Origin of the sequence: Bilifractor sp. LCP21S3_F8 (genome assembly GCF_052117805.1) — a bacterium.
Lineage (GTDB): Bacteria > Bacillota > Clostridia > Lachnospirales > Lachnospiraceae > Bilifractor.
In genome coordinates this window covers 1-12,389 of sequence record NZ_JBQKIK010000031.1, presented here as the reverse complement: position 1 = coordinate 12,389, position 12,389 = coordinate 1, and the positions used below count along the sequence as shown (strand labels likewise).

The following is a 12,389-nucleotide window of genomic DNA, read 5'->3' as shown; positions in this document are numbered from 1 at the left end:
CGTAGGCGGCTATGAGTAAAGCAATCGGAATGATTGAGTTTAAGAGTATTCCAACGGGTATCACCGCGGCGGATCTGATGGTAAAGACCGCAGACGTTGACATTGTCGAGGCGCAGACTGTCTGCCCCGGAAAGTATATAGCTATTGTCACCGGAGATCTCAGTGCGGTGAAAGCATCTGTGGAAGCGGCCAGCACGGCATATGAGTCCGAGCTTATCGATAATTTCGTACTCGGAAATCCTCATGAATCTCTCTTCCCGGCAATGTATGGAGCCAGTGATGTCGGAGAGGTGAATTCGCTCGGTATTCTGGAGACTTTTGATGTTGCTTCTCTGATTGAGGCGGCAGATGCGGCTGCGAAAACAGCCATTGTGCAGGTGATTGAACTGCGTCTTGCAAAGGGCATGTGCGGTAAGTCCTTCATGCTGCTCACCGGTGAAGTTTCTGCTGTGACAGCTTCCATCGAAAAGGCAAGGGAGATCGCAGGAGAGAAGGGAATGTATTTGGATTCACAGGTGATTGCGCATCCGGATCAGAAGATTATTCAGACCATTCTGTAAGATGAATATTCAGCTCCGGGAATCCTTTCTCGGGGCTGCTTTTTATCTGCGCGGTCAGTGAACTGCATCAGAATATGAAGTGATTGTGAGCAGAGGCAGCCGCGAGTATGAGAGAAAACCCGCGAAGCGCGTATGATCATTATCTTGATGTAGGAGGAAATAAGAGTGCTTGCAATTGAACGACGTAATTTGATACTTGAGAAGCTGCAGGACAATAAAAAAGTTGTCGTCAGCGAACTGAGCAAGCTTTACCACGTCTCGGAAGAAACCATCCGCCGGGACCTGGAGAAACTCGAGCAGGAAGGATACGCCACGAAAAGCTATGGCGGCGCGGTGCTGAATGAGAACGTGGGTTTTGATATGCCGCTCACGGTGAGAAGCCGCAAGAATGTCGTCGCGAAGCAGAAAATAGCGGAGATTGCGGCGGGGATCATACACGATGGAGATCACATCATGCTGGACGCAAGCTCCACAGATCTTTTTATCGCGAAGGCAATCAAGAACAAGCAGAGACTGACCGTGGTCACAAATTCCATCGAGATCATTCTGGAGCTGTCCGAGGTTCCCGGGTGGACGATTATTTCAACGGGCGGAACACTCAAGGAAGGATATCTTGCCCTGATCGGCCCGGAAGCAGAGAAGTCCGCGAACGCTTACTATGCGGATAAAGCTTTTGTGTCCTGTAAGGCGCTGAACCGTGATCACGGGATCATGGATTCTCTCCAGCAGTTCACATCTCTGAAAAAGGTGACCATCGAATCGGCCGCGAAGAGCTATCTGGTACTGGACAGCACCAAGTTCGACAAGACAGCGTTCTCCAGAATTGATACATTGGAGCGCATCTATGGGGTGATCACCGACCAAAAACCGGATGACTACTGGGTGGAGTATTTTGAACGCGAAGGAATCCAACTCTGTTATCCTGAGACGGCCGGACATTGACGCGGATCGGTGAAATTTTTGCTGAAGTACTGCTGAAATTTGCTGAAATCTTGCTGAAATTTTGCAATTTACACATATTGACACAGGATTTACTTCGTGCTATGCTAGTACAGCGACAACGAAGTAGGTCCTTTTTTTTTACGCTTTTTTGGTAGAAAGAGGCGGTGAACGTGATCGTTTCCCATTTGCCAGAAATGCAAAAAAATCGGGCCCGATTTTAGTGTTTATTACAGTGGAGGTGGAAGTCGTGCGTACCAGAATTACATTAGCATGTACAGAATGCAAACAGCGCAACTACAATACGACGAAGGATAAGAAGACACATCCGGAGCGTATGGAAATCAAGAAGTACTGCAGATTCTGCAGAAAGCATACGCTGCACAGAGAGACCAAGTAATTGAGAACCTTCGTTCTTTCGTTTTCTCTGGTGAGGTGAGTTTATGGCAGACGATGCAAAGAAGAACAAGGCCGGGAAACCAGCAAATACCGACAAGAAAAAGGGCAGCTGGGCGAAGGGCCTGAAGACTGAATGGGACAAGATCGTATGGACAGAACCGAAGACTCTTGGCAGACAGACCGCAGCAGTCGTTGCCATCTCGGTGGTTGTGTGCGTACTGATCACGCTGGTAGATAATCTGGGACTGCAGGTTATGCAGTTGATCATTGGGTAAGGAAAAGGTGGATCAATGTCAGATTCTGAAGCAAAATGGTATGTAGTTCATACTTATTCCGGTTATGAGAATAAGGTGAAGGCTAACATTGAGAAGACAATCGCAAACAGACACCTTGAAGACCAGATCCTGGAAGTCCGCGTACCGATGGAGGAGGTCGTTGAGGTAAAGAACGGCACGAAGAAACAGGTACAGCGAAAGATGTTTCCGGGATATGTGCTCCTTAACATGGTTATGAATGACGACACATGGTACGTCGTTCGCAATACCAGAGGCGTTACCGGATTTGTAGGTCCGGGTTCCAAACCGGTTCCGCTGTCACCGGCTGAGATGCAGCCGCTGGGAGTTGACGCCGGTGAGAAGGTTGTCATCGACCTCGAGGTCGGTGATCAGGTTGTCGTTATCGGAGGCGTGTGGAAGGATTCCACAGGTACCGTGTCGGCAATCAATCAGAGTAAACAGACCGTTACTATTAACGTAGAGCTGTTCGGACGTGCGACGCCGGTTGAAATCAGCTTCGCAGAAGTCCGCAAGGCCGGCTGACGGCCAGTGGGAGGGACATTCCCGCAAATACCACATTATTTTAGGAGGTGCCGAAAATGGCAAAGAAAGTTACAGGTTACATTAAATTACAGATTCCTGCAGGCAAAGCTACTCCAGCTCCGCCGGTTGGTCCTGCTCTTGGTCAGCACGGTGTAAACATCGTACAGTTTACCAAGGAGTTCAATGCAAGAACTGCTGATAAGGGAGATCTTATCATTCCTGTAGTTATTACAGTTTATGCAGACAGAAGCTTCAGCTTCATCACAAAGACTCCGCCGGCAGCAGTACTTATCAAGAAGGCATGCAACCTCAAGAAGGCTTCTGGAGAACCGAACAAGACAAAGGTCGCTACCATCACAAAGGATCAGATCAAAGAGATCGCCGAGATGAAGATGCCAGACCTTAATGCAGCATCCGTAGAGAGCGCCATGAGCATGATCGCGGGAACCTGCCGCAGCATGGGCGTTGTCGTTGAGGACTGATTCGGTCGACAGTAACTTTCGTAAGTGTCTGACGTTTCCTTCGGAGAAAGCGCTAATTCTTGCATGTGCGCCGGAAGGACGGACACAAATCGTGGGAGGGAAAATCCCGCAACTACCACAGGAGGTATTTTTAAAATGAAACACGGAAAGAAATACGCAGAAGCTGCAAAAGCTATTGACCGCGCAAATCTGTATGATCCGGCAGAGGCAATTGCCCTTGCAAAAAAATCTGCAGTAGCTAAGTTTGATGAGACAATTGAAGTACATATCCGTACAGGCTGTGACGGACGTCACGCGGATCAGCAGGTACGTGGAGCTGTTGTACTTCCTCACGGAACCGGCAAGAGCGTTCGTGTACTTGTATTCGCAAAGGGAGCAAAGGCTGATGAGGCTAAGGCTGCCGGCGCTGATTTTGTAGGCGATATGGATCTGGTTCCGAAGATCCAGAACGAAGGATGGCTTGATTTTGACGTTGTTGTTGCGACACCGGATATGATGGGTGTTGTAGGACGTCTGGGCCGTATCCTCGGACCGAAGGGCTTAATGCCGAACCCGAAGGCCGGAACAGTTACCATGGATGTAACAAAGGCAATCAACGATATCAAAGCAGGTAAAGTTGAGTACCGTCTTGACAAGGCAAATATCATTCACGTTGTAATTGGTAAAGCTTCCTTTACGGAAGAACAGCTGAATGACAACTTCCAGACACTGATGGCAGCTATTAACAAAGCCAGACCTGCCGCACTGAAGGGCCAGTATCTGAAATCCGTTTCCGTTGCTCCTACAATGGGACCGGGCGTGAAGATCAACCCGATCAAGGTAAGCGCATAATTTCGTCGCAAAATTATGTGAGGGCTTTTTTGAAAGCTGTATATAAGGAACGTCTGTCTGCGAATGCGGTCTGCACAAATTGCTTTCGCGGCACGTTCCTGCTAGAATCCGGCCATAGTGGCCGGATTTTTTTTACGCGAAGTGTGAGCCGCAGCCGAATGCGAAGTATTCGTGTGCGGCGAGCGTCGCGATAGCGAGATAAAACTCGCACAGCGTGTTTTATCTCGTTGCAAAAGAGAAAATCGAAAATACATTCGAGGTTTCAGGATTTCCGGAGACGCTTCGAAGGAGACGAAAGCTGCTGTTCGGGATGCCTGGGAAGAGATGCTGGCGGGAAGGGGTGCCGTACATATACCAGCGCACAGCAGGGCAGTCGTCGAGGTCAGCGCCGGGACGGAACAGTGTGGATTTTTGAATTACTGTTTTTCCGGAGGAAAGGGAGCGGTAATAACGACGCTGTGTTCGGAGTGTTATGCGTATCCGCCGGAGGATGCGGTATCGGCGGATGGGATTCCTGTGAATCCCAGAAAAGGAGACCGGACAGATTCCGTGAATGGGAGACTTTACGGACATACTTCGGTCTATGGTATAGCCGGGTATGGGACACTTGAAAAACCGGAGACCTACGAACCGTTCTGGTACCGTACCTTCCGGTTTATACAGCTGAAGATCGAGACCGGAGAAGAGGGCTTGGATTTTCTGGATTTCTCGTATCGGGAGACCGGATATCCCCTGGAGGTTCAGACCTCAGTTGCCTCATCGGATCCCTCACTTGTGCCAATCTGGGAGATCAGTCTGCGGACGTTGGAACGTTGTATGCGTGACACCTATATGGATTGCCCTTTTTACGAGCAGCTGCAGTACGCGATGGACAGCCGCGAGGAAATTTTATACACCTATGCGGTTTCCGCGGATGACCGGCTTGCCCGTCAGGCAATTGAGGCGTTTAGGCGTTCCCAGAGGCCGGACGGCATGATCAACGCTTCCGCACCGGCGCAGAAGAGCAATGTGATCCCGGGATTTTCCATCTATTATCTGTTGATGGTATATGATCACATGATGTATTTCGGAGACCGCACGTTGGTCCGGGAGAACTGGAATGCGATTGATCAGCTTCTTGGCTGCTTTGAGCGGAATCTTGCGTCGAATGGTATGGTGGGAAAGATGGGCGGCTCACTGATGGATTCGAGATACTGGTCCTTTGTAGACTGGACAAAGGAATGGAATGCGACGATGGGAGTGCCTTCTGCGACGTATAAGGGAAGCGGGCAGCTTACCATAGAGAGTCTCCTTTACGCATACGGATTGCAGAAAGCGGCGGAGATGTCAGATTTTGTGGGAAGGAGGGAAATAGGAACGGAATACCGCGGCCGTGCGGAAGCAGTGCTTCAGTCGATACGGAAGCATGCGATGGGGTCTTATTCGGAGGCGGTCTGTGCTGACGGAAAGGGCGCACAGGAAGCAGCTGCCGGCTTTGATGGAAAGCCTGAACAGGAGAGGACTTCTTCGGATGGCGGATGGGGGAAGAATGCAGAGATCTGTCTGGTTCAGGACGGGCCTGGTATTGAGGATTATTCGGTTCATACACAGGTATTTGCGGTGCTTACCGGACTTGTCACCCCTGAGGAGGGGCGGAAAATGCTGGAACTGACGGTCGGAAATCCGAAATTGCCGCAGGCATCTGTTTCTTATATGTTCTATTTGTTCCGAGCGCTGGAAATCACCGGCTGGTATGAGAAGACAGAGGATCTGTGGGACCTCTGGAGAAAGATGGTGCGGGAGCATATGAGCACCTGTGTGGAGAATGGAACAGACGGAAGATCCGACTGCCACGGATGGGCTTCGCTGATTCTCTATGAGCTGCCTGCAGTGGTGCTCGGTGTTCGTCCTGCCGCGCCCGGCTTCGAAAGTATCCGTATCGCGCCGATGGCGGGATATCTGAAATCGGCGTCCGGAGACGTGGTTACGCCGAGAGGGACGGTTCATGTTGCATGGAAGAAGAACACTGACGGTACATTGGACATCAAGGCTGAAGTGCCGGAAGGGATCAAAGACATGGAAGCTCAGGTATATTCAAATCACCGGGCAATATAGGAACAGGAAAGGCAAAATAACGTCATAAGACGCACTAAAAGAGTGATAAGATGCAAATGTAAAAGGCTGCGGGAATGCGAATATATGCGGCAGCTGCGAAAGGTGCGAATCAAGGTGGCAATTGGTTTGTTATATTTACGGTCCAGCTTGCGGGGTATGGGCATTTAACGGGAACGATGCAGGCAGATAGCATACGAAAAAGGAGAAATACACCATGTCAGATAGAGATGATCATCTGGGGCTTAGAAAAGAGGATGTTGAAAATAGTAAGAGTGAAGAAGGACTCGGGACTGCGGGGCTGCTTCGTTTAATGAGTGATGATCCGGCGGTTGGAGATGTGCTGGCTCTTTCCAAAGACGGTGAGGTTATCGATCAGCGGCTGTCTATCATGTCAATGCCAGAGGATTCGGAAGAAGAGATCCGGTATTGGGAGCATTATGAAAAAGGACTTCATAAAGAGGTACATGAGGAAGGGCTCGAAAAGTGGTCCTCGTTTGTTCCGCTGTCTGCAGTTTCTGACAAGGATCGGAGGTATCCGTTGATTTTATGTCTGCACGGCGCCCACAATCCGATACAGATGACCGAGAGCTATGGCATCATTCAGGTAGCGGCAAGAGAAGAATGCATCGTGATTGCACCGGAGAACGAAAACTGGGAATCTATTCGCAGACTTCTGGAGATCGCAAAAAACGTCTTTCCGGTTGACTGGAGCCGTGTCTACCTGATGGGATATAGCTTTGGCGGTTTTTCTGCTTCCAGACTCGGGCTTGCACATCCCGAGATTTTTGCGGGAATCGGTATGGGAGGCATGCTTTTTGCTAACGATGTTGCCGCACATGACCTTGACGGTCAGTGGTATGAGGCCTATCATCTGACAGATGACATGGTAGAGAAAGCCAGGAATCTTGGCATCGCGATTTCACTTGTCATGGGTGAGCATGAAATGCTCGGACTTCTTCCGATCCGTCGTGAACCGGGCGGGGAAGCAAAGGATGGTGTGATTCCGTTAAAGCCGGAAGATAAAATGATTTCCTATAACAATCTGCGTCGTGCAGCCGGATGTGACGCAGCAGCTTTCCCGCTGCCGGGGGAACAGAAAAACGACATTGAGCGGATGACAGGGATCCGGTTTGAGGCAGAAGAGGAGAAAGTCTACAACGATCGGCGCTATCTGTTCGGGTACAATCAGAGACCGGACGGGCAGTGTATGTTCGAGACGGTCGCCATCGAAGGAATGGTGCATTGGCCGTCTTCTATGTTTGGAGAGATTCTCTGGGAACATCTGTCGAAATTTTCCAGAGATCCGAGAACCGGGAGACTGGTACAGCGGTAAGGGTAGAGGAGATGAAAATGGATCAGCTGCATATTAATGTTTTACATGATGCTTGAGCGTCAGAACTCTGAGAAATCCTGGCCTTGTCCGTTGTGTGTAAGCGGCTATGGGGTTAAGAGCAGATAATATAAAAAATCGGGAGGATAACAGCCATGAATTTTCCGGAAAATTTCCTGTGGGGAGGGGCAGTCGCTGCAAATCAGCTGGAGGGCGCATATAATGTGGATGGGAAGGGACTTTCCATCCAGGATGTCCTGCCGCACGGGCTGAAGGGACCGAGAACAGCCATACCGACAGAGAACAACCTGAAGCTGGAAGGCATTGATTTTTATCATCGCTATAAGGATGATATCCGGATGTTTGCAGAGATGGGCTTCAAGATTTTTCGAACCTCCATCGCCTGGAGCCGGATCTTTCCGCACGGAGATGAGGAGGAGCCGAATGAAAAGGGCCTGCAGTTCTACGATGATCTCTTTGACACCTGCAGGCGGTATGGGATTGAACCGATGGTGACGATTTCTCATTATGAAACCCCGCTGTATCTGGCGGAAAAGTATCACGGGTGGACGAACCGGAAGCTGATTGATTTCTATCTCCGCTATGTGGAAACAATCTTCACCAGGTATAAAGATAAGGTAAAGTACTGGTTGACCTTTAACGAAATCAATTCGATTCTGGAGTCGCCGTTTATGAGCGGCGGCATTCCGGCTTCCAGGGAAGATCTTTCAGAGTCTGACCTCTATCAGGCGATCCACCATGAGCTCGTTGCGAGCGCGCTTGCGACAAAGCTGGGGCATGAAATTAATCCGGAGTTTCAGATCGGATGTATGGTTCTGGCTATGCCGATCTATCCGCTGACGCCGGACCCCTCGGATGTCATTTGCTCGATGGAGCAGAATCATCTGAATGAGATGTTCCTGGCGGTTCACGCAAGAGGTGAATATCCGGGTTATGCGAAGCGTTATTTTCACGATCATAAAATTTATATCCATATGGATGAAGGCGATGAGCAGGCGCTCCGGAATACCGTGGACTTTATCTCCTTCAGCTACTATGTCAGTGTTTGTGCCACAGCGGATCCGAAGAAGAATAAACGGGGAGAGGGAAACCTGCTCGGAGGTGTTCCAAACCCGTATCTGAAGTCCAGCGAGTGGGGGTGGCAGATTGATCCGCAGGGACTGCGATATGTGTTGAATGATTTCTGGGACAAGTATCAGAAGCCGCTCTTCATCGTAGAAAATGGACTTGGGGCAGCGGATGAGCTGGTGGAACTTCCGGACGGTACAAGGACTGTATATGATGACTATCGGATCGATTATATGAGAGAGCATCTCAAACAGGTCGGCGAGGCCATTGCGGATGGGGTTCCTGTCATGGGATATACCGCTTGGGGATGCATCGATCTGGTAAGCGCTTCTACTGCCGAGATGAGAAAACGCTACGGCTTCATCTATGTAGACAGGAACAATGACGGCAGCGGAACTCTGGAGCGGTATCGAAAGAAGAGCTTTTACTGGTATCAGCATGTGATTGAAACGAATGGACAGGAACTATAAGAAGTCCTCTTTGTTATTCAATGTACTAGCCAGGTACAACAGGTACTGGAGGTTTACCGCTTACTTACGGACAGTGACCGTTTATTGCATAATATGTTTATAAAGATAGTGGGAGGTAAAAAATGTATTATCAGTTCCCAGAGAATTTTACGTGGGGTGTTGCGACAGCAGCGGCGCAGATTGAAGGTGGCGCGAATGAAGATGGTCGTGGTTTGTCTATATGGGATGTTTTCTCAAGAATACCGGGTTCTATAAAACATGGTGGAGTTCCTGAGGTGGCCTGTGATTCCTATCATAGATATGAGCGTGATGTTGAAATGCTTAAGGAGCTTGGGGTTAACTCTTATCGTTTTTCTTTTTCATGGTCTCGTATCATGCCAGATGGTACAGGAAAAGTTAATGAGGCTGGAATTGCCTATTATAAAAATCTGATTGCATTACTTCGTGAAAATGGAATAAAACCTAATGCTACAATGTATCATTGGGATCTGCCATATCAGCTGCAATTAAAAGGCGGCTTTGGTAATCGAGAAATCGTAAAGTGGTTCACAGAATATGCCAGGGTTTTACTTGATAACTTTGGAGAGGATGTTGATTTCTGGGTTACTTTTAATGAGCCAATTGCTACCTATGTAGGTTACTCACAGGGATTTTTTGCGCCTGGACTTCATGATGAGAAGTATGCACGTCAGGCACTGCATAATCTGCTTATTTGCCATGGAGAAGTTGTAAAACTTTTCAGAACATATGGATTTATGAATTCAAAAATCGGAATCGTTGTGGATGTGTGGAAACATTATCCGGCTAATCCTGGAAAAGAAGAGGACGAGAAGCTTGTAATCGAAAATAATGAGATCAAAGGCTTTGGTATGTTTCTTAATCCACTGTTTTTAGGTGGATATTCAGAGGTCCTTATGGAATATTTTGAAAAGAATGGACTGACACCGGATATCCAGGATGGAGATTTTGAAACGATCAATCAGCCATTAGATTTCTATGGATTAAACTTCTATAACGGATTGTATGATGATGCTGTGAAATTAAAGGAGCAGGAAGAAGCGAAAAAGCAGGGTGGCGGTAATTATCAGGACAGACCGGAAAGCCATCCAGAAGCGGTTTGTGATGTACTTCACATGTTGGTTGATAAATACAAGATTAATATTCCAATTTATATCACAGAAAATGGTTTTCCTTATGATAATGCAGATGGAAAAGAAGCGAACATGAACGATGATCTTAGAATTGATTATGTGAAACAGGTACTTAAATGGGCTCACAAAGCAATTGAGGAAGGAGTTGATTTAAGAGGATACTATCTCTGGTCTCTGATGGACAACTTCGAGTGGTCAGCAGGCTACTGTGCACGCTATGGAGTCTACTATACAGATTACGAGACTCTTGAATGCAGCCCCAAGAAGAGTGCGAAGTGGTATTCTGCAGTAACAAGAGATAACGGATTCGAAGAATAATTTTACGACAAAGAAGGATGATCACTATGGAAAAATCAAGAGTAGGTGTCATCGGAACAGGAATGATATGTCGAGTTTATATTGATAATATTTCCTCGCGTTTTTCTGTTCTGGAACTTGCTGCAATTGCTGATAGAAAAATTGCGAAGGCAAAAGCAGTAGCAGAAGAGTATGGGGTAAAGGGATGTACCATAGACGAACTGATGGAAGACGATTCTATTGATATTATCCTGAACCTGACACCACCAGTCGCTCACTACGAGCTCATGAAAAGAGCACTTTTAGCGGGAAAGCATGTTTATACGGAAAAAACATTTACGATGAATGTAATTGAGGCTCAGGAGCTCATTATGCTGGCTCAGGAAAAGAACCTGATGATTGGCTCTGCCCCAGATACATTCTTTGCCAGCTGGGTACAAAATGCACGTCATATCATTGATAGTGGAAGATTAGGACGTATCACTTCTTTTGCAATGATAGGAAATCGGGATAATGACAAGATGCTTCCAGCGATGCGCTATTTGAATGGTCCAGGTGGCGGAGTACTCTATGATTATGTGTGTTATTACCTGACAGTACTGATTAACCTGTTAGGACCGGTGGCAACAGTTTCAGCGAATGTCAAGGCACCATACAAACGTCATATTGATAATTTTCCTCCTTCTGAGACAAAAGGGACAATTGTGGAAACTCCTAATGAGAGTCAGGTATACTCAATTCTTGAAATGGAAAATGGAATCACTGGTACGCTCTCAGTTAATTGCGACAGCTGTTATTATGATCGAACATATTTTGCAATTTATGGCAATAAGGGAATTCTGTATCTTGTCTGCCCAGACTGGTTTAATGGTGAAATAAGCATCTATGAAAATACGACTGCGCCAGAGGATGCTGAAAATCAAAAGGTTACAGTAATCGAAGATCCATATGCATTTAAGACAAATAGTCGAGGCGTTGGACTTGCGGATATGGTATGGGCTCGGATTGAGGGCAGAGAACCTCGTGTAAATGCTGAGAGATGTCTGCATGTGCTTGAAATCGAGGAAAGAATGAAGGAATCAAGCGATAAAGATGGACTTAGAGTTCATGTGGCATCTACATGCACTAGATGTCTCCCGCTTTCCATTCCAACAGATACAGAAGAAAGTGCTTTGAGGGTAAAATAATATGATCATAAATCCCAATATGCATCTCGGTTTTAATTGCAAGAATCTTGAAAAATCAAAAAAATGGTATGAAACATTCCTTAATTGTAAAGAGAAGTTTACGATATTTTACGGCGATATGATCCCGGATAATCAGGAAATGCTTGAGGCAATGGACAAGGATCGACTTTCCTTTCTTGAGGAAAATAAGGATGTGCCTTGGATTGTCTACATGGAGTTTCAGGATGCACCAGGTAGTTTTATAGAATTATTCAACACGATAGGAGCCAATATACCGCATGTGCCCTGTGAACAAACAGATTTGAATTTTACTCATTTTGCACATACTGTGGATGATGTTCAAAAGTTCTATGAGGAAGTGTTGGCAAAAGGTGGAGAGGATTCGGTATATTTAGCACCGGCTGCAAATATTGACAGAACTAAAGCAATGTGGCTGCAGGATCCTGATGGAAATCGAATGGAATTTATTGAATATACGGATCTGAGTATGCAGCGTATTGGCAGGGAGATGCCAAATGATATGACATTATCAGAATTTTTTAAAAGTATAGGAATGGCATAAAGAAAAGCAGGGGCAGTTTTTACTGCTCCTGCTTTATTTACGGTGCGCCCGGCGGGCGCACGTTCTAAAGGGTGAGAGTCCCTGATCCGCCCGGCAGTGGGAAGGATGCAGCTGAAAGCAAGGGCGTCATCGTGAGATGAGGTCTGAAGGAAGCCGTAGGCAAAACACTGGCCTGTAAAA

General features: G+C 47.3%; 13 protein-coding genes. All 13 read left to right on the top strand.

Features of this window, described 5'->3' with window-relative positions; translation table 11 throughout:
• The first annotated feature begins 11 nt into the window (after nucleotides 1-11).
• Nucleotides 12-560, top strand: a complete 549-nt coding sequence (locus ACTQ3A_RS12075; protein ID WP_441494959.1) for a BMC domain-containing protein — start codon at nucleotides 12-14, stop codon at nucleotides 558-560.
• Nucleotides 561-725: 165 nt separating this feature from the next.
• Nucleotides 726-1,502: a DeoR/GlpR family DNA-binding transcription regulator gene (locus ACTQ3A_RS12070; protein WP_441101271.1), complete on the top strand. Its 777-nt coding sequence runs from the start codon at nucleotides 726-728 to the stop codon at nucleotides 1,500-1,502.
• Between the two features lie 247 nt (nucleotides 1,503-1,749).
• Entirely contained in the window at nucleotides 1,750-1,899 is a 150-nt protein-coding gene (rpmG, locus tag ACTQ3A_RS12065) for a 50S ribosomal protein L33 (protein ID WP_441101270.1), read from the top strand.
• Between the two features lie 43 nt (nucleotides 1,900-1,942).
• Nucleotides 1,943-2,173 carry a preprotein translocase subunit SecE gene (secE, locus tag ACTQ3A_RS12060; RefSeq protein ID WP_441101269.1) on the top strand — a complete coding sequence of 77 codons (231 nt, stop codon included), beginning with the start codon at nucleotides 1,943-1,945 and terminating at the stop codon, nucleotides 2,171-2,173.
• 15 nt (nucleotides 2,174-2,188) lie between these two features.
• Nucleotides 2,189-2,716 carry a transcription termination/antitermination protein NusG gene (nusG, locus tag ACTQ3A_RS12055; protein WP_441101268.1) on the top strand — a complete coding sequence of 176 codons (528 nt, stop codon included), beginning with the start codon at nucleotides 2,189-2,191 and terminating at the stop codon, nucleotides 2,714-2,716.
• Between the two features lie 56 nt (nucleotides 2,717-2,772).
• The gene (gene rplK, locus ACTQ3A_RS12050) at nucleotides 2,773-3,198 is read left to right on the top strand and encodes a 50S ribosomal protein L11 (RefSeq protein WP_441101267.1); all 426 of its coding nucleotides are present in this window, start codon (nucleotides 2,773-2,775) and stop codon (nucleotides 3,196-3,198) included.
• A 135-nt stretch (nucleotides 3,199-3,333) separates the two neighbouring features.
• Nucleotides 3,334-4,029, top strand: coding sequence for a 50S ribosomal protein L1 (gene rplA, locus ACTQ3A_RS12045; protein WP_441101266.1), 696 nt, complete (start codon nucleotides 3,334-3,336; stop codon nucleotides 4,027-4,029).
• Between the two features lie 324 nt (nucleotides 4,030-4,353).
• The gene (locus tag ACTQ3A_RS12040) at nucleotides 4,354-6,123 is read left to right on the top strand and encodes an alpha-L-rhamnosidase-related protein (RefSeq protein ID WP_441494958.1); all 1,770 of its coding nucleotides are present in this window, start codon (nucleotides 4,354-4,356) and stop codon (nucleotides 6,121-6,123) included.
• Nucleotides 6,124-6,337: 214 nt separating this feature from the next.
• On the top strand, nucleotides 6,338-7,456 hold the full coding sequence (locus ACTQ3A_RS12035) for a hypothetical protein (protein WP_441494957.1): 1,119 nt from the start codon (nucleotides 6,338-6,340) through the stop codon (nucleotides 7,454-7,456).
• Between the two features lie 152 nt (nucleotides 7,457-7,608).
• On the top strand, nucleotides 7,609-9,012 hold the full coding sequence (locus tag ACTQ3A_RS12030) for a glycoside hydrolase family 1 protein (RefSeq protein WP_441494956.1): 1,404 nt from the start codon (nucleotides 7,609-7,611) through the stop codon (nucleotides 9,010-9,012).
• 122 nt (nucleotides 9,013-9,134) lie between these two features.
• Nucleotides 9,135-10,481, top strand: a complete 1,347-nt coding sequence (locus tag ACTQ3A_RS12025; RefSeq protein ID WP_441494955.1) for a glycoside hydrolase family 1 protein — start codon at nucleotides 9,135-9,137, stop codon at nucleotides 10,479-10,481.
• 26 nt (nucleotides 10,482-10,507) lie between these two features.
• Nucleotides 10,508-11,647, top strand: a complete 1,140-nt coding sequence (locus ACTQ3A_RS12020) for a Gfo/Idh/MocA family protein (RefSeq protein WP_441494954.1) — start codon at nucleotides 10,508-10,510, stop codon at nucleotides 11,645-11,647.
• 1 nt (nucleotide 11,648) lies between these two features.
• Complete coding sequence (locus ACTQ3A_RS12015) at nucleotides 11,649-12,209, top strand: VOC family protein (RefSeq protein WP_441494953.1); 561 nt, start codon at nucleotides 11,649-11,651, stop codon at nucleotides 12,207-12,209.
• The last annotated feature ends 180 nt before the right edge of the window (nucleotides 12,210-12,389 follow it).